The 17,940-nt window shown below is 58.1% G+C and carries 19 protein-coding genes; 11 read left to right on the top strand and 8 right to left on the bottom strand.

Features of this window, described 5'->3' with window-relative positions; translation table 11 throughout:
• Positions 1–125 precede the first annotated feature (125 nt).
• Entirely contained in the window at positions 126–464 is a 339-nt protein-coding gene (locus AC2FIR_RS22255; protein ID WP_496763186.1) for a hypothetical protein, read from the bottom strand.
• Positions 465–677: 213 nt separating this feature from the next.
• On the opposite strand from AC2FIR_RS22255, the gene AC2FIR_RS22250 reads away from it, so the two are divergent.
• Positions 678–1,043: a HesB/IscA family protein gene (locus AC2FIR_RS22250; RefSeq protein WP_170616808.1), complete on the top strand. Its 366-nt coding sequence runs from the start codon at positions 678–680 to the stop codon at positions 1,041–1,043.
• 196 nt (positions 1,044–1,239) lie between these two features.
• Positions 1,240–1,989: a triose-phosphate isomerase gene (tpiA, locus tag AC2FIR_RS22245; RefSeq protein WP_496747267.1), complete on the top strand. Its 750-nt coding sequence runs from the start codon at positions 1,240–1,242 to the stop codon at positions 1,987–1,989.
• Here tpiA and AC2FIR_RS22240 read toward each other — a convergent pair whose 3' ends face one another.
• From AC2FIR_RS22240 to AC2FIR_RS22215, 6 genes are all read right to left on the bottom strand, one after another.
• Positions 1,990–2,301, bottom strand: coding sequence for a DMT family transporter (locus AC2FIR_RS22240; protein ID WP_496747269.1), 312 nt, complete (start codon positions 2,299–2,301; stop codon positions 1,990–1,992).
• A 154-nt stretch (positions 2,302–2,455) separates the two neighbouring features.
• A complete protein-coding gene (locus AC2FIR_RS22235) occupies positions 2,456–3,832 on the bottom strand; it encodes a TRAP transporter large permease (RefSeq protein WP_496747271.1) in 1,377 nt (458 codons plus the stop codon).
• A complete protein-coding gene (locus tag AC2FIR_RS22230; RefSeq protein ID WP_480523892.1) occupies positions 3,832–4,509 on the bottom strand; it encodes a TRAP transporter small permease in 678 nt (225 codons plus the stop codon). The genes AC2FIR_RS22235 and AC2FIR_RS22230 overlap by 1 nt, the downstream gene beginning before the upstream one ends.
• A gap of 112 nt (positions 4,510–4,621) precedes the next feature.
• Positions 4,622–5,623, bottom strand: coding sequence for a DctP family TRAP transporter solute-binding subunit (locus AC2FIR_RS22225; RefSeq protein ID WP_170616796.1), 1,002 nt, complete (start codon positions 5,621–5,623; stop codon positions 4,622–4,624).
• Between the two features lie 371 nt (positions 5,624–5,994).
• Entirely contained in the window at positions 5,995–7,224 is a 1,230-nt protein-coding gene (locus tag AC2FIR_RS22220) for a sigma-54-dependent transcriptional regulator (RefSeq protein WP_496747273.1), read from the bottom strand.
• Positions 7,221–8,954 (bottom strand): sensor histidine kinase, encoded by a 1,734-nt coding sequence (locus tag AC2FIR_RS22215; RefSeq protein ID WP_496747275.1) that lies wholly within the window; start codon positions 8,952–8,954, stop codon positions 7,221–7,223. The genes AC2FIR_RS22220 and AC2FIR_RS22215 overlap by 4 nt, the downstream gene beginning before the upstream one ends.
• A gap of 47 nt (positions 8,955–9,001) precedes the next feature.
• Here AC2FIR_RS22215 and AC2FIR_RS22210 point away from each other — a divergent pair, with 47 nt between their 5' ends.
• Positions 9,002–10,177 carry a cytochrome P450 gene (locus tag AC2FIR_RS22210; protein ID WP_496747334.1) on the top strand — a complete coding sequence of 392 codons (1,176 nt, stop codon included), beginning with the start codon at positions 9,002–9,004 and terminating at the stop codon, positions 10,175–10,177.
• 154 nt (positions 10,178–10,331) lie between these two features.
• Here the strand turns inward: AC2FIR_RS22210 and AC2FIR_RS22205 are convergent, their stop codons facing one another.
• Positions 10,332–10,811, bottom strand: a complete 480-nt coding sequence (locus tag AC2FIR_RS22205; RefSeq protein WP_170616790.1) for an Lrp/AsnC family transcriptional regulator — start codon at positions 10,809–10,811, stop codon at positions 10,332–10,334.
• 144 nt (positions 10,812–10,955) lie between these two features.
• Here AC2FIR_RS22205 and cobA point away from each other — a divergent pair, with 144 nt between their 5' ends.
• The 8 genes from cobA (at position 10,956) to AC2FIR_RS22165 (ending at position 17,931) form a co-directional block, all read left to right on the top strand.
• Positions 10,956–11,732: a uroporphyrinogen-III C-methyltransferase gene (gene cobA, locus AC2FIR_RS22200; protein WP_496763183.1), complete on the top strand. Its 777-nt coding sequence runs from the start codon at positions 10,956–10,958 to the stop codon at positions 11,730–11,732.
• On the top strand, positions 11,732–12,046 hold the full coding sequence (locus AC2FIR_RS22195) for a DUF2849 domain-containing protein (protein ID WP_170676885.1): 315 nt from the start codon (positions 11,732–11,734) through the stop codon (positions 12,044–12,046). Before cobA ends, AC2FIR_RS22195 begins: the two co-directional genes overlap by 1 nt.
• Positions 12,047–12,112: 66 nt before the next feature.
• Positions 12,113–13,777, top strand: coding sequence for a nitrite/sulfite reductase (locus tag AC2FIR_RS22190; RefSeq protein WP_496747278.1), 1,665 nt, complete (start codon positions 12,113–12,115; stop codon positions 13,775–13,777).
• On the top strand, positions 13,767–14,528 hold the full coding sequence (locus AC2FIR_RS22185) for a phosphoadenylyl-sulfate reductase (protein WP_496747279.1): 762 nt from the start codon (positions 13,767–13,769) through the stop codon (positions 14,526–14,528). The genes AC2FIR_RS22190 and AC2FIR_RS22185 overlap by 11 nt, the downstream gene beginning before the upstream one ends.
• Positions 14,525–14,932 carry a DUF934 domain-containing protein gene (locus tag AC2FIR_RS22180; protein WP_170616778.1) on the top strand — a complete coding sequence of 136 codons (408 nt, stop codon included), beginning with the start codon at positions 14,525–14,527 and terminating at the stop codon, positions 14,930–14,932. The genes AC2FIR_RS22185 and AC2FIR_RS22180 overlap by 4 nt, the downstream gene beginning before the upstream one ends.
• 108 nt (positions 14,933–15,040) lie before the next feature.
• On the top strand, positions 15,041–15,874 hold the full coding sequence (locus AC2FIR_RS22175; RefSeq protein WP_170616777.1) for a ferredoxin--NADP reductase: 834 nt from the start codon (positions 15,041–15,043) through the stop codon (positions 15,872–15,874).
• 116 nt (positions 15,875–15,990) lie between these two features.
• Positions 15,991–16,581, top strand: coding sequence for a translation initiation factor IF-3 (infC, locus tag AC2FIR_RS22170; RefSeq protein ID WP_480440513.1), 591 nt, complete (start codon positions 15,991–15,993; stop codon positions 16,579–16,581).
• A 240-nt stretch (positions 16,582–16,821) separates the two neighbouring features.
• Positions 16,822–17,931, top strand: coding sequence for an aromatic ring-hydroxylating oxygenase subunit alpha (locus tag AC2FIR_RS22165; RefSeq protein WP_496747280.1), 1,110 nt, complete (start codon positions 16,822–16,824; stop codon positions 17,929–17,931).
• Positions 17,932–17,940: the final 9 nt, after the last annotated feature.

Genomic DNA, 17,940 nt, shown 5'->3' with positions numbered 1-17,940 from the left:
AATAGTGCATTCCATTTGTCGTTCGCACGGGCTGCTGGATCGCCTGCCCTCCTTGAAATCTCCGGCCCGAATATTGGACCGCTCTTGCCCGAGGGCGGTCCAGAACGTTCAGGGTAAACTGCAATTTACTGATTGCCGCAGGTCGATTTGATCTCTGCTGCCCTATCGTCCAATTGCTTGTCGTAATCTCCGGACAGCATTTGCAGTCTTTTGCCTTCGGTGCCGGTTACCAGTCCAAGCAATGCGCCCGCAGGCGTAATTGCCGCCACACTTTCCAACTGCTTGTCTTCGGCATGCTTCTTTTCTGACGCAATCGCGCGCAGATCGCCTTTAGCGGTTGCGCAATTGACAGGGTGTCTGGGCCCGTCCGACGCAGCCCAGGCAGTGCCAGCCAAAACGGCGTAACTCAGCCCCAACAACGCCAGCGGCGCATAAAATTTCAGATATTTTGACCGCGATGCCATATTTGAAAACCTCGTGATTGTTGTTGAACCGAAGGACGGATATCTGTTGCCCCTTCGGAACAGGCTAATCCGGCCAGCTGCGCTGGTGCAAGGCGACCGGTGCCCGCATACCGGCCGTTTCAAAGCAAATCTTAGCAATCATAGGCCGCGCTCACTTGAGCCCGGTGATCGAAAGCCCTAAATTAGTGTCAACGCGACGACGGAGATCCCCTGATGTTTGGCATTCCTGGCAAACAGGCTGTAACCATGACGCCCAAGGCGGCCGAGCAAATTGCTCGTCTGATGGCCTCGGCCGGACATGCCGGGCTGCGCATCGGCGTGAAAAAAGGCGGATGCGCCGGCATGGAATATACCATGGACTATGTGGATCAGGCGGACCCTAACGACGAGGTTGTCGAACAGGACGGTGCACGGGTCATGATTGCGCCCATGGCGCAAATGTTCCTGTTCGGGACCGAGATCGACTACGAGGTCACTCTGTTGGAGTCCGGCTTCAAGTTCCGTAATCCAAATGTTGTTGATGCATGCGGCTGCGGCGAGTCGATCAAGTTCGACGAGGCGCTGACTGAACAGCGATAAGGCGTTTGTGCGTCGCATCAACATTCTCCCCAAAGCTCCCGGGTTTCCGGCCACCTTTTGATCAGGCGAACCGTGTGTATTGGCGCAGACGGAATTTCCGGCGATTGACCGACCAGCACCCCTTGCGCGGAATTGTCAGGTGGGGCGTAGGGTGCTATCCGAAAATGAAATGATGTCAAAATGAAGAGGTGCAGGGATGCGGCGCAAGCTGGCGGCTGGAAACTGGAAAATGAACGGAACCAGCGAAGCGCTGGGCGAGCTTGAGGTGCTGGCCAGCACCCACCCTGCCCCAACTGTCGATATTCTGATCTGCCCTCCTGCCACACTGGTTCACCGTGCCGCGCAGGCCACGCAGGGAACCGGCATTACTATCGGCGGCCAAGATTGCCACGCGGCCCCGAACGGCGCCCACACCGGCGATATCAGCGCCGACATGCTGGTCGACGCTGGCGCAACGACCGTCATTCTGGGGCATTCGGAACGACGCGAGGATCATTCCGAACAGAATGAGGACATTCGCGCCAAAGCCCGCGTCGCGATGGACGTCGGGCTTAAGACCGTTATCTGCGTCGGTGAAAGTCTGGAACAACGCGAAGCCGCCAATACGCTTGATATTATTGGCGGCCAGATGTCGGGGTCCATTCCGGATCAGTCGACCGGTGAGAACCTCATCGTCGCATATGAGCCGATCTGGGCCATCGGAACCGGAAAAGTACCCACTCTGAACGAAATCGGAGAGGTTCACGACTTTATCCGCGCGCGTCTGGAGCGCCGCTTTGGCGAAGGGGTCGGGCGTTCGGTCCGGTTGCTTTATGGCGGTTCGGTAAAGCCTAGCAACGCCGCAGATATTTTCGCCGTCTCCAATGTCGATGGTGCGCTGGTTGGCGGCGCAAGCCTGAAAGCCGCCGACTTCTCGGGGATCATCGAGGCACTGGAAAACGCCTGATCAGGCAAGTTTCATCGTGATCATCCCGGCCACGATCAGAACCGCCGCGCAAGTGCGCGCGGCGGTTACCGCTTCGCCCAGAAACATTATACCGACCAGAAACGCGCCAACGGCGCCAATCCCTGTCCAGACGACATAAGCTGTGCCCAATGGCAGCGTCCGCATTGCCAGCGCAAGCAGGACGAACGAGCCCAACATCGACACGCCCATAATCGCGGTGGGCCAAAACCGGGTAAAACCGGCCGATTGCTTCATGGCAAAGGCCCAGACGATTTCAAGCAGTCCGGCAGTTAACAGAATGATCCAGGGCATATGAGAGACCTCGTTTTGCCCGGGCCGTCCCGGAGAATTTCCCATTTTGGGGAGGTCGTCCTCTGAGTGGCAGATAGTCACTCAATTCTGTTCTTCAAGATAAAACCGGGCGGATCGCGCCGCCCGGATTTTTGCATTGTCATTTAGACGCTGTCTAATTGGTCACGATTTCCGGCCCCATGAAGGTGTTGGGCAGGAAGGTCGACAACCATGGAATGTACGTCACCATGATGAGGAAGACGAACAGCACCGCAAGGAATGGCAGCGCAGCCTTCACGACGCCCATCATCGGCATTCCCGCAACGCCCGAGGTCACGAACAGGTTCAGGCCGACCGGTGGCGTGATCATTCCGATCTCCATGTTCACCACCATGATGATGCCCAGGTGGATCGGGTCGATGCCCAGCTCGATGGCAATCGGGAACACCAGCGGCGCAACGATGACGAGCAGGCCAGAGGGTTCCATGAACTGACCACCGATCAGTAGGATCACGTTGACCACAATCAAAAACGTAACCGGTCCCAGGCCTGCCGACAGCATTGCGCTGGCGATATGCTGCGGCACCTGTTCGTCGGTCAACACATGTTTCAGGATCAGTGCGTTGGCAATCACGAACAATAGTGTGACGGTCAGCTTTCCAGCCTCGAACAGCGTGTGCTTGGTATCCGGGTGAAAGAGCGCCGTGACCAGAGCATAGGGTTTCTTCAACAGCGAGATATTCTGCGCGTCACCCTCGCTGCTAAGCGGCCCCATGTCCTTGTAGACGAAGCAGGCGATCAGGAACGCATAAACCGCGGCCACCGCTGCGGCTTCGGTCGGCGTGAAGATACCGCCGTAAATGCCGCCCAGGATGATCACGATCAGGAACAGGCCCCAACCAGCTTCACGCGCTGATGCGAATATCTCGCCCCAGCCTTTCCAGTCGCCCTTGGGCAGTTTCTTGACCTTCGCCATCACATAGATTGCGACCATCAGCATCAAACCGGCCAACAGGCCCGGAATGACGCCTGCCAGGAACATGCGACCAACCGAAACCTCGACTGCCGCTGCATAAACCACCATGACGATCGAAGGCGGGATCAGGATACCCAGGGTTCCGGCGTTACAGATCACACCGGCCGCGAATTCTTTGGAATACCCAACCTGTCGCATTCCAGCGATAACGATCGAACCGATTGCGACCACCGTCGCAGGGGATGACCCCGACAAGGCTGCAAACAACATACAGGCGAACACGCCCGCAATCGCCAGCCCGCCGGGCAAATGGCCCACACAGGCAATCGAAAAGCGAATGATCCGGCGCGCCACGCCCCCCGTCGTCATGAAGGACGACGCCAGGATAAAGAACGGGATCGCGAGCAGAGTGAAGTGCCCCTCGAACGCCTCAAACAGCGTACCAGCAACCGAAGCGAGCGAACTGTCGGAATAGATCAGCAGGAACAGGGTCGAGCTGAGGCCAAGTGCAACCGCGATCGGAACACCGATCAGCAGCAGGCCAATGACCATCGAGAAAAGAAGAACTACATCCATCAGTCATGCTCTCCTTGCTGAGCCCGGACTTCTTCGATCTCGTCCTCGACTTCGTGGCTGGCGACCAGACGATCGGTTTCACCGCGCCAGATTTGCACTGCGACTTGCGAAAAGCGGATCACCAGCAGCAGCATGGAAACTGGCAACACCAGATACGGCACCACCTTGGGAAGCTTCTCGTATTCCTCGCCATAGTTTATGAGGCCCTCAAGAAAGCGCAGCGGCGCGACCATGGGAATATCGTCAACCTCGTAGAAACTCTGGCTGCGCGCTCCGCTATCGAACCCTGTCGGGAACCAGCGTCCGGATGTGGGTGGCAGGTCGGCAAACACAGCCCAATAGTCATACGACCCTTTCAGCAGCAGCAGCGAAAACACCAGACAGCACGCTACGGCGATCAGCGCCAGTATCCGGCGCGGCGCCGGGGCCAGCATGTTCAGGATGGCGTCGACCCCCAGATGCGCGTGTTTCTTCACCGCATAAGATGCGCCAAGCAATACCAGCCAGCCAAACATGAACACTGTCAGTTCAAGCGCCCACAATATGTTCGAATTAAAGAAGAACCGCGCGATCACATTTGCAAATGTAACGGCCGTCATCAGGCCCAGGAGCAACGCAATCAGGGTTTCTTCGATATGGTCGACCAGCCCGCCATGGCCGGATTTCGCACCAGACATCTATCTGTCCCCACATTTTTATTGTTGAGAAGGATTGGGGCGGGCCTTTTCGGCCCGCCCGGCCTGCGCGTCGATAACTCCCCAGTCCCCTGACGCGCGGCCTGGACCGGGATCAGAACCCGGCGTTGATTGCCTGAGCGGCGTCGATCTTTTCCTGACCTACGTCGTCAGCGAACTTGTCCCAAACGGGCTTCATTGCATCGACCCAGGCCTGACGTTGTTCAGGGTTCAGTTCGCGAATAATTCCACCGGCGTCCGTGATCGAGGCTTTGGCCGCTTCGTTCACGGCAAAGGCTTCCTTGTTCCGGGTCTCGGTCACTTCGCTCAGAATGGTCAGGAACTGATCACGCACTTCCGGCTCGAGGCTGTCCAGCCAGTCGACCGACGTCACCACCAGATAATCGATGATACCGTGGTTGGTTTCTGTGATGCCGTCCTGCACCTCGAAGAACTTCTTGCCGTAGATGTTCGACCAGGTGTTTTCCTGTCCGTCCACCACGCCCTGCTGCAGCGCGCCGTAAACTTCCGAGAATGCCATCTTCTGCGGGCTGCCACCGATGGCTTCCATCTGCGCAACCAGAACGTCCGAGGACTGAACCCGGAACTTCAGGCCATCCGCATCAGATGGGTCAACCAGCGGTTTGTTCGCCGACATCTGCTTCATGCCATTGTGCCAGAAGGCCAGACCCTGCAGGCCGCGGCGCTGCATACTGTCTTTCATCGCCTGACCGTCCGCCGAGGCCTGGAAGGCATCCACGGCGTCGATATTCTTGAACATGAACGGCAGGTCGAACAGGCGGAACTGTTTGGTGAACTTTTCGAACTTCGATAGCGACGGCGCGGCCAATTGAACGTCGCCCTGCAGCATCGCCTCAAGAACCTTGTCGTCATTGTAGAGCGTGGAGTTCGGATAGACCTCCACGCACATGACGCCCTGCATCTCGTCGTTGACGCGTTGTTCCAGCAGCGAAGCAGCGATGCCTTTCGGATGCTTGTCGGTGTTGGTCACGTGTGCAAACTTAACGACAATTTCGCCATCTTCGCACGCCGCCATCCCGGCAGTAGCCGTCACAGTCAGCGCAAGTGCGGTTGCAGCTGTTGTCAGGATTTTCATCTGTATTGTCCTCCCAGACTTCCTAGAACCCTTCATCGGGCACTCTTGCAGCGCCCCATGACGCGAAGTGAACCGAATCAAATCTCTTCTCACAACTTTTTGTTTCATAGCTGTTTTTTTGATATTTTATTGTTTTTTATCAAATAAGTATATGAACTTAATACCTGAAACTTCAGGATCTCCAAGAAGCCATGTGCGGAAATCCGCACAGGCCTTTGGCGCACTGTGCGGATTTCCGCACTACGGCGACTCACGAGTTCCGAATCAAACACCCGGAGATTCGCACCGGTAGCAACTCCCTTGGGGCGGGATACTCCGCCAAGCGCGCATAACCGCAGAATTTTTAGGTAAAACTGGGCCGCGCGGTCGCGTCACCGCCGATAGTCTTCCGGGCGGATGCCGTAGCGTGCCAATTTGTCGTAAAACGTCTTTCGCGGCAGCTTCAGTGCACGCGCCGCTTCTGTGGCCTTCCCGTTATGCCGACCCAAGGCGGTGATCAGCAGCGAACGTTCGACACGCGCCATCTGCTCGCTCAGCCCCAGATCAGCAGCCTGCGCGACATCTTCGGGCATTCCCAGAACAAATCGCATCGCAGCGGACATCAGCGAGCGCGCATTGCCCGGCCAGTCGCTGGCCATCAAGGACGCCAGATGTTCCGAGGTTATCTCGGGCGCGGCAATCCCCGCCTGTTCAGCGGCCTGCGCGACATAGTGGCGAAAGATCACCGGAATATCCTCGGGACGCTCTGCCAGCGAGGGGATGCGCACCCGCATGACGTCAAGGCGATAGAACAGATCCGCATGAAAACGGCCCTGCGAAGACAATGCCGACAGGTCCGCTGTGGTGCCCGCCAGAATGCGGACCCCGGCGCCCTGCTCGACAATCTCAAGCGCGGCATACTGCGTAGCTTCGGGCATTGCCGACACTTCATCCAGAAACAGCGAGCCACCAGCGGCGTCATGACAGACCTGCACCAGCTCCGCCGCGGTCAGACCCGAGGATGGCCGCTTGACAAAGGGCCCCTGCGCCTGCGGCGACATCATATGGACCACTTCGGCAACCTTGGATATTCCACTTCCAGCCGGCCCGGTTACCAGAACCTCGGCGTTGGTCGGTGCTACGGTGCGGACACGTTCGCGCAGTGCTTCGGCCTGCTGGGACAGTCCGAACAACAATCGGGCGGCGGGATCACCTCGTTCCAATTCGCGTTTTAATGCGCGCTGTTCCAGAACCTGCGCACGGGCTTCCATGGCCCTCTTCAGAACCGCCAGAAGGTCGGCAGCGGCACAGGGTTTTTCAAGGAAATCGAAGGCACCCTGCCCCATGGCCTGCACCGCCATCGGAATGTCGCCCTCTCCGGTCAGAAGGATGACCGGCAGATCGGGGTCGATTTCATGCGCGTAATTCAGCAGATGAAACCCGTCTCGCCCCGGCATGCGGATGTCCGAGATGATGACACCGGGAAATTCGGCCTGGATATGGTCTTTCGCGGCCACAAATGACCCTGCTGGAATCGGAGCGTAATCGGCCAGTTCCAGCGTCTGCGCCAGGGCGTCCCGAACCGCCGCATCGTCGTCAACCAGTAGGACTTTGTGCATCATGCGGCCTTGTCATCCTCGTAATAATCCAGCTCGACGGTAAAACACGCGCCACTCTGTGAATTGTAACCCCGAATGTCGCCGCCGAAACTCTGAACCAGCCCATAAGAAATCGACAGGCCCAGCCCCATACCCTCGGACGAACCAACGGCCTTGGTCGAATAGAAGGGTTCAAACAGTTTTTCGGGATCCTCGATTCCCGGACCGTTGTCGCGCACGGTGACGGATACTCTCGCATCTGTGTCGATCCATATGCGAATATATCGATCGTCCTGTTCGCTCATGGCATCTGCGGCGTTGTTGATGAGGTTGACGAAAACCTGAACAAGCCGAACCTCACCACCCCAGGCGAAGACCGGTTCTACATCGGGCTGCCAATCCACTGTGACCCCTTCAGCGTGCAACCGTGCCGAGGTCAGTTCGACGGCTGTATTGATGACTTGAACAAGATCCACCTTTCCCATCGGTTCGCTTTCATTTCTGGCGAAGGCGCGCAGGTTCTTGATGATACGGGCCATACGCGCCGCCATTTCTGAAATACGCCCCAGGTTTTCGCGGGCCTTTTCACTCCGACCGCGCTCCATGAACGCGGCGCCATTATCCGCAAACTGCTGAATGGCCATAAGCGGCTGGTTCAACTCGTGGCTGATACCGGCTGACATTTGCCCCAACGCGCTCAGCTTTCCGGCCTGCACCAGATCAGATTGCGCGCGCTTCAGTGCGGCTTCCGCTTCCATCCGCTCGGACACTTCGCGCCGCAAGGCCAGGTTTGCATCCGTCAGATCACGGGTCCGCCGCGCGACTTTGCTTTCCAGAACAGTGTTTGCCTCGGCCAATGTGCGCCTGCGCTCAGTTGCCAGAAAAAGTAACGCCCCAAAGGCCAGACAGATTGCGGCAACTGCGGCGGCCTGTAATCCCGCCAAGCGCCGGGCCGGTGCTACGTCCACCAGCACCTCGGCCGTCATATCGATAACCGGCAGGTCAAGCGTCAGGTGCAGCGCGTGACGGGGCAAATAACGCCCCCAGTTCAGCGTCCACAATTCATGCCCGGCGACCCGGGTCGAGCTGAAATCGACCGTGCCGCCATCCGGCGGTGAAAGCCCTTGTTGTCCCTCTGCGCGCCGCCAGAACAGAAGATCGGACCTGTTCGAGATGAAGACAACGCCTTCCGCATCCACGAAGAATACCGCTTCGGTGCTGCCGCGCCAGGTTTGCTCAACATCCTGCACGTCCGCGACAACCATCAAAGCACCCTCAACCTGCCCCGACGGTCCAAAGGTCGGAGCCGCATAGGAATAAATCCGATCACCGCTTTCCGGCAGGGCCCCATGGGCACTTCCCATGGCCCCCTGCATGGCGCGCTCAAAAGCAGGATATCCGGCCATGTCGGGCTGCCTTACCGGCTGAGCCGCGACCAGAACCTGCCCGTTGGAATCCAAATACATCATGTTCACTGCAGCAGTCTTGTCGGACACATCCAGCAGCAGGGACCGGGCCGCCTGCCTGTCTGCCGGGGTTTCTAACTCGTGCAGGGCTGGATGATCGGCCATCAGGACCGCCAGCTCCTGATACACCTGCATCTGCGTGCTCAGCCGGTCTGCTGCAAGTTCAAGATCTGCCTCGGCCTTTTCGCTCAGTTGCGACAGGGCTTGACGATAGGCGTAGGACCAGACCCCGGCAGACAACAGTCCGACGACAAACAGAAATCCAAGGATCACCCAGACTCGATACATGACATAGGGTCTTGCATTCGACGCGCCTCATGGCAAGTCTGCGCAGCATGAAGACGCTTTTTCAATCGCCGGTCGAGCCCGGCTTCGTGCAAAACCCCTACCCATTCTATGACGAGGCGCGCCAGTACGGCGACCTTGTGTATTGGGGCGACTACAATAAAGTGGCCGCTGTTTCTTATCGCGCTGTGCAAGCCCTGCTGAAGGATCGGAGGTTTGGCCGAGAGGTTCCGGCAGAATTGCGAGAACCCGGCCCCGCCCATCTGGCGCCGTGGTTGAATGTCGAAGCGCATTCCTTGCTTGAAGCTGAACCTCCACGGCACACGCGGCTGCGCGCCCTCGTCATGCGCGCCTTCACCACACGTTCAATCGCGTCCCTGGCGCCTTCGATCGAGCAGCTTTGCCACACCCTGATAGACCGGTTCCCCGCGACAGAGTTCGACCTTCTGGACGCCTATTGCACTCAGGTACCGGTCATTACGATCTGCCGTCTTCTGGGCGTCCCCGAGGACATGTCACCACAGTTGCTGCGATGGTCGCATGACATGGTCGCGATGTATCAGGCCAGCCGGAACCACCAGACCGGGGACAACGCGGCCCGGGCCGCACGGGAGTTTACCGATTTTCTGACCCGCTATATCGAACAGCGCCGCAGCGAACCCCGTGACGATCTGATCACGCGCCTGATAGCGGCCGAAGAGGACGGAGAAAAACTGTCCCGCGACGAACTGGCTGCCACTTGCATCCTGTTGCTGAACGCCGGGCACGAGGCCACGGTTCACTCCCTGGGGAACGGGGTGAAAACCCTGTTGCAAACCGGATTCCGTCCACTTGCGCCCGACGATAACGATGCCGCCGTTGAAGAAATTCTGCGATATGATCCCCCACTGCACATGTTCACGCGTTATGCCTATGAGGATGTGGAGATCTTTGATCACCGCTTCAGCCGTGGCGATGAGGTTGCGCTGTTGCTGGGTGCCGCAAACCGCGACCCCGCGGTCTGGAATGCACCGAACACCTTCGATCCAACCCGGCCCATTGTCACAAACACCAGTTTCGGCGGCGGCCTGCACTTTTGCGTCGGCGCCCCGCTGGCCCGTCTCGAGATGCGCATCGCACTGCAGGTGTTGTTTCAGCGGGCGCCAGAACTACGACTGTCGGCACAGCCGGAATATTCGAACAGCTATCACTTTCATGGGCTTACTAGGCTTCTTGTTCACGTCTGAGTTCCAGCACACGCCGACTGAATAGCGCATAATGCGCTATGCCTCCGGCGGGATTATTTATAGCCAGATGAAATCGGATCCTTTATTCATCTGGCCCCAAATATCCCGGGGGAGACGCGTTCCAGCGCGGCGGGGGCAGCGCCCCCCCACTTCGTTAACCAACAACCAGCGCACCCAGCGGCAGCATCGTCGTCGATTTGATCTCTTCCATCGACAAAAGAGCCGTGACGTTGTGCACCCGCACTTCCGAGATCAGGGTCTGATAAAAATCGTCATAGGCGCGGGCATTTCTGACGCGCACCTTGAGGATGTAATCGATGTCCCCCGCAAGGCGGTGCGCCTCCTGCACTTCTGGACGGTCCCGCAGCGCCTTTAGGAACTTACGCTGCCACTCGGCCTCATGTTCGGAAGTCCGGATCAGAACAAAGAACGTCGCCTCGAACCCCAGTGCCTCGGCATCCAGCAACACTGTCTGTTGACCAATGACCCCTGCACTTTTGAGTTTTCGGATTCGGTTCCAGACGGGTGTCTTGGAACTGCCGACCCTTGCAGCGATTTCATCCAGTGACTGACTGGCGTCGCGTTGCAGCTCGACCAGAATTTTCCGATCCGTATCATCAATCCGCACCGACATTCCAATTTCCTTCCATTTCCGGAACCCACGTCCCAAAGCTCAGCCTGTGCGGAACGTGCGTTCTTATTTTATCGCCTATATGGCGTTATTCCGGGAATATTTCCTATATTGAGGATCAAGTCAAACACAGGTCGAGATCCTCAGATGCGGCAATCGCACACATATACGGATAAAGGGCACGTCGATTTCGTCGGCGCAGGTCCGGGTGATCCGGAATTGCTGACGCTTAAGGCGCTGAACGCGTTTGAGCATGCGGATATCGTCCTGCATGACCGCCTGATCAGCCTCGAAATTCTGGCGTTGGCCGGCAAGACCGCTGAATTGGTCGATGTTGGCAAGGCCGGCTTCGGACCCTCATGGAAACAGGAAGACATCGACGCATTGTTGGTGGACTACGCACTGAAGGGTCAGCGTTTGGTCCGTCTGAAGTCGGGGGACCCCACTGTATTCGGACGTCTGGACGAAGAAATCGAAGCGGTTGAGGCTGCAGGTGTTTCCTGGCAGATCATTCCCGGTATCACTGCCGCCTCTGCCGCTGTTGCTGGCATCGGTCAAAGCCTGACGCGCCGCGGTCGCAATTCCTCGGTGCGGTACCTGACGGGTCACGACATGAAGGGTTTTGCCGACCATGACTGGAATGCACTGGCGCGTCCCGGTTCCGTGGCTGCAATCTATATGGGCAAGAAATCCGCCCGTTTCATTCAGGGCCGTCTGATCATGCACGGTGCTGACCGCGCAACCCCTGTCACCTCCGTCGAAAACGCTTCGCGCCCAGGCCAAAGGGTGCTGTCCACGACGCTGGACCAATTGCCCGCCGATCTGCATGCCGCCGCAATGGACGGCCCCGCACTGACCTTTTTTGGCCTTGCACCGCGCCGTGCAGCCGAGGCCCTGACCGAATTCAACAAGGAGCTTGCCTGATGGCCCGCGCTTTTACACCCAAAGTGGTTACAGCCAACGACCTGCTGGAAGGAGACGTCATTTATCTGACCGAAGACGATCGCTGGTCACGCGATCTGTCCGAGGCTGAACTGATTACTGACGAAGCTCACGCGCAGGTGCGTCTGCTGGATGCCGCACGTCAGGCGAATACCATCGTTGGCGCATATCTGGCCGACGCGGTCGCTGGCAAACGCGGCCCCGAGCCCACTCATTTTCGGGAAGACTTCCGCCGGACTGGTCCGTCCAACTATGCCCACGGCAAACAGGAAACTTCCCCGCAGCCCCGGGCCTGACCTCTGGCCCCTCACTCTCCCCTACAAGGCCCCAAGGTTCGGGGCTGCAACTAAGGACAGCTAATCATGTATCGCTACTCCGAGTTCGACACAGCATTTTTGGCAGAACGCAACGCGCAGTTCCGCGCGCAGGTCGAGCGTCGCATCGACGGCTCGCTCACCGAAGACGAATTCAAACCCCTGCGCCTGATGAACGGCCTGTATCTGCAACTGCACGCCTACATGCTGCGCGTAGCGATCCCTTACGGGACGCTGAACAGCGCTCAGATGCGTCAGCTGGCCCTACTGGCCGAAAAGTGGGACAAGGGCTATGGCCACTTCACCACCCGTCAGAACATCCAGTACAACTGGCCAAAGCTGAACGACGTGCCAGATATGCTGGATGCGCTCGCCGAGGTTGGCATGCACGCCATCCAGACCTCGGGCAACACCATCCGCAACGTGACCGCCGACCATTTCGCCGGTGCCGCCGCGGATGAGGTCGCCGACCCGCGCCCCTATGCCGAACTGCTGCGTCAGTGGTCGACCGACCACCCGGAATTCCAGTTCATGCCCCGCAAGTTCAAGATCGCCATCACCGGCTCGGAAAACGACCGCGCCGTGATCAAGGCGCATGACATCGGCCTGCAACTGGTCGAGCGTGACGGCGTTCTGGGTGCCCGCGTTATCGTGGGTGGCGGTCTGGGCCGTACGCCGATGATTGGCAAGGAACTGTCCGAATTCGTCGCCTTCGACGACTTGCTGGCTTATCTCGAAGCCACCGTTTCCGTGTGGAACCAGATCGGCCGCCGCGACAACAAATACAAGGCGCGTATCAAGATCACCGTGCATGAGCATGGCATCGACGCTATCCGCGCTAAGGTGAACGAGCGCTTCCTGAAGGTCCGCCCCCAGTTCAAAGGCGCCGACATGTCGCTGCTGGACGAAATCAAGACCCACTTCGCTGCCCCTGCCTTCCGAGAGGGTTCGGTTGCGTCGTTTGAATCCGCCTACACCAACGATCCGGTCTTCCGCTCGTGGGTCGATACCAACATCGCGTCGCACAAGAACGCAGACCACGCGATTGTCACCATCTCGATCAAGAAGCACGGCCAGACGCCGGGCGATGCAACGGCCGAGCAGATGCGGGTCATGGCCGATATGGCCGAAGAGTTCGCCTATGACGAACTGCGCATCAGCCATGAGCAGAACGTGATCCTGCCGCATGTCCATAAATCGGACCTGCCTGCGGTCCACGCGAAGCTGAAGGAACACGAACTGGCCACCGCCAATATTGGCCTGATCAGCGACATCATCGCCTGCCCCGGCATGGACTACTGTGCGCTGGCGACCGCTCGTTCCATCCCGGTAGCGCAAGAGATTGCAACCCGCTTCGACGAGTTGAAGCTCGAGCATGATATCGGCCACCTGAAGATCAAGATCTCGGGCTGCATCAACGCTTGTGGTCACCACCACGTGGGTCATATTGGCATCCTGGGTTTGGATCGTGCCGGCGTCGAAAACTACCAGATCACTCTGGGCGGTGATGCCACCGAAAGCGCGGCCATCGGCGATCGAACTGGTCCGGGCTTTGCTTACGATGAGATCGTCCCCGCCGTGGAACGCATCGTTGAAACCTACTTGAACCAGCGTGAAAGCGCAGAGGAGACGTTCCTGGAAACATACCGCCGCGTTGGCATGGCGCCGTTCAAGGCGGCGCTTTACCCCGAGGCACAGGCCAATGCCGCTTGACCTGATCCAGACGGAACTGGGTAAAGACCGAAGTGAACTGACTGAACGGGTCGAGGACCTCAACGCCCGATTCCGCCACCACAGTGCACACGACGTGATGCATGGCGCGATTGAAGAGATCGATGAGCTTGCCCTTGTGTCAAGCTTTGGGGCGGAATCGGTGGTGTTGCTGCACATGGCGGCTGTTGTCGACAAGGCAACGCCTGTCCTGTTCATCGACACTCAGATGCTGTTCACCGAAACGCTGGAATATCAGCAGGAGGTCAGCGAGCGTCTTGGACTGAGAAACGTTCGGATCGTCAGGGCGGACGATGAAGACATCCTGCGCGATGACCCCTATGGCGCCTTGCGCCTGCGCGACACAGATGCGTGCTGCAACCTACGCAAGACATTCCCGCTGCAAAAGGCTCTTATGGGCTATTGCGGCTGGATCACCGGGCGCAAACGGTTTCAGGCCGGCACCCGCGCCGCGCTCGACTTTTTCGAGGTCGAGGACGGAACAGGCCGGATCAAGGTCAACCCGCTGGCGCATTGGGCATCTGAAGATGTGCGCGCCTACATGGACGAAAACCGCCTGCCCCGGCATCCGCTGGTGGCAAAAGGATATCCTTCGATCGGCTGTGCGCCCTGCACCTCGCCGGTCAAAGAGGGCGAAGACCCCCGCGCCGGACGCTGGCGCGATCAGAACAAGGAAGAATGCGGCATCCATTTTGTCGACGGCAAGATGGTGCGTGTTGGAGAAAAGCAATGAATGTAATCGTAACGGATCAGGGGTTTTCCCCCGATGATTGGACCGACGGCTTTGTTTCGCTGGATGATGCCGCCAATGACGTGGTTGCCCTGGATGTAAGTTCAGACACCGACCCGGATGAACTCTACGATCGTCTTGGCCGAGCCGAACTGGTGCGGGTCGATTTCCCGTCCTTCGCAGATGGCCGCGGCTTTACCATCGCCCGCACCCTGCGCCTGAAAGGCTATACCGGGCGTCTGCGCGCCAAGGGGCACGTTCTGGCAGACCAATACGCGATGGCGCGGCGCAGTGGCTTTGACGAGGTCGAGATTGATGATGGCCTTGCCACCCGTCAGCCCGAAGATCAGTGGCTTGCCCGCGCCAACTGGAATGAGAACAACTATCAGGCCCGCCTGCGCGGTTAAGGCCGCACATCGCCAGCTTGTGACAGAAAGGGGGCAATCTGTCCCCTTTTCCTGACTTGGATCAACGATTAAACGGAGATGTCGGTTTAGCAGACCGGCAGGTAAACGATGACAGAGATGAAGCCCGTGAGCGAAGTAACTGCCGTAAAGGCCCCCGTCCTGCCGGACGCGCAAACTGTAATTGACGTGAAACACTGGACCGACAGCCTGTTTTCTTTCAAGGTGTCGCGCCCTGCCTCGCTGCGGTTCCGTTCGGGCGAATTCGTGATGATCGGGTTGTTGGGCGATAACGGAAAGCCGCTGCTGCGCGCCTATTCCATCGCCTCGCCTTCGTGGGACGAGGAACTCGAGTTCTACTCGATCAAGGTGCAGGACGGTCCGCTGACCTCGAAGCTGCAACACATCAAACCCGGCGACCAGATCATCCTTCGCCCCAAGCCCGTTGGTACCCTGGTGCACGACGCGCTGCTGCCCGGCAAACGCCTGTGGTTCTTTGCCACCGGCACTGGTTTCGCGCCCTTCGCTTCGCTGCTGCGCGAGCCGCAGACCTATGAGGATTATGATGAGGTCATCATCACGCACACCTGCCGTGAAGTGGCTGAACTGGAGTACGGCCGCCAGCTGATCGAAAGCATCCGCCAGGACGAACTGCTGGCAGAACTGATCGGCGAAGGTTTTGCAGACAAGATCCGCTACTACCCGACCACCACCCGGGAAGAGAGCCCCAAGATGGGCCGCATCACCAACCTGCTGAAAGACGGCACCGTATTTGCCGATCTGGGCATCGATGGCGGAATCAAACCCGAAACCGACCGCGCGATGGTTTGCGGCAGCCTGGCTTTCAACCTCGATATCAAGGAAATTCTGGAAGAGTTTGGACTGCGCGAAGGCGCAAATTCCGACCCCAAGGAATTCGTCATCGAAAAAGCCTTTGTCGGCTGATCTTTGGGGCTGGCCGGGTAATTGACAACCCGGCCAGCTCAATCCCGCCAACAAAGGCGGGTTTTTCGTGTTTTCCGGCCTTTATGCTGCTTGAAACGCCTTTCGCACCGGTCTAAATTCCGGTCTCGAAATTCTGCAATCATCAAAGGAATGAACCCATAGCCCGCAGACCCCACAACGCGCCGCCGCAGAGAGACACCGGACCGCGCGTCAATGAAAAGATCCGTGCCCCTGAAATCCGCCTGATCGGCGCTGACGGTGATAACGTAGGGGTGGTTCATCCCGCCAAAGCTATGCAGATGGCCGCTGATGCCGGACTTGATCTGGTCGAGATCTCGCCCAATGCCAATCCTCCGGTTTGCAAAATCATGGATTTCGGCAAGTTCAAGTACGAACAGCAGAAACGCGAAAGCGAAGCCCGCAAGAAGCAGAAAATCATCGAGGTGAAAGAGGTCAAGTTCCGGCCCAACACCGACACGCATGATTACGACGTCAAGATGAAGAACGTCGTCAAGTTTCTGGAAAAGGGCGACAAGGTCAAAGTCACCCTGCGCTTCCGTGGCCGTGAGATGGCGCACCAGAACCTGGGTCGCGAACTGTTGGAGCGTGTTGCCGAAGACATCAAGGAAATCGGCAAGGTCGAGAACATGCCGAAGATGGAAGGCCGTCAGATGATCATGATGATCGGCCCGCTTCCGCAGAAATAAGCCTTGCAAATAACCAATTCCGAACCCTGTCAGAGTTGCTCTGGCAGGGTTTTTTTGTTCACCAAAAATTCAATCCTCGCGATTTGTATACACCTGTCCCCGTCCGCACATCTTAGAGGTCTGAAAGCGACCATGGGTCGATTTCAGGCACTCTGATTTCGACGGCGCGCTGGCGCAAACTGGAATGCGCGGAATCGCGATGCGGTTAAGCGTGAAATGCCGGATAAAGGGGAGGTAGCGATGGGTGAAATGTCATTCGCGGGCGGCGTTTATCAATCGCTGCCGACGCAGGCCTATTGCGATGAGACCGTTTTTTCCCAAGAACGCACCCGGATATTCAGGCGGTCCTGGCATTTGGTAGGCCATGTAACCGACATCCCCAACTTCGGTGACTATGTTGTCGAAGACATCAGCGGCGTCTCAGTGATCGTGATTCGGGGCCAGGACAGCGAAATCCGAGCCTTTTACAACGTCTGCGTTCATCGCGGCCATGAATTGCTGAATGGCAAGGGTTGCACCAAAAAGATGACGTGCCCCTATCACGCATGGACCTATGACACGACCGGACAGTTGCGCGCCGCGCCGAATGCCACCGCGTTTCCGGGCTTTGACAAAAGCCAGTACAAGCTGCGCCCGGTTCAGGTTGAACTGTTCTTCGGACTCATTCTGCTGAACCTGGACCCGGACGCCCGGCCAATGGCCGAACTGGCCGAAAGCGCGTTTGGCGAAATCGCTGAATACGCGCCCAACCTTCCCAACTATAAACGAGCGGACCGGACGGAACGGTTGGCCAGCGCGAACTGGAAAGTGGTCGCCGAGAATTTCAACGAATGCTATCACTGCGCTGTGGTTCACAAGACTCTGACAACTGGTGTGGTCGATCCGGATCAATACCGGACACGCGGCCATGATTACGGCATTCGCCATGCCAGCCCGGCCCGCCCGGACAGCCAGAAATCCTACAGCTACGTCGCCGACCCCGAAGCGCGCACGGACAAGTTCCTGACATGGTGGTTCTTTCCGCTTTTTGCCCTGCAAGTTTACCCCGGCGGGATTGTGAACACCTATCGCTGGACCCCGGTCAGTGTGAACAAAACAAAGATCGAAGTTGACTGGTGGTTGCCCGAATCCGAACCGAACGCCGTTGAACAAGAGATCATCCTGCAACACCGCAACACCACCTTTGCCGAAGATGGCCCGATTGTGGATTCGGTTCAAAAAGGGTTGGAAAGTGGCGCGATCGGGTTTGGGGCACTGGTGGTCGATGACGCGTGTTCATCGCAATCAGAACACCCGATCATGGCGTTCAATGCGCATTACCAGAGAGCCATGGAAGATACGGCCCTCTGAGAATTCTCT

This window comes from Ruegeria sp. CDSB136 (genome assembly GCF_059610965.1).
This window is presented reverse-complemented; position numbering and strand designations above follow the sequence as displayed.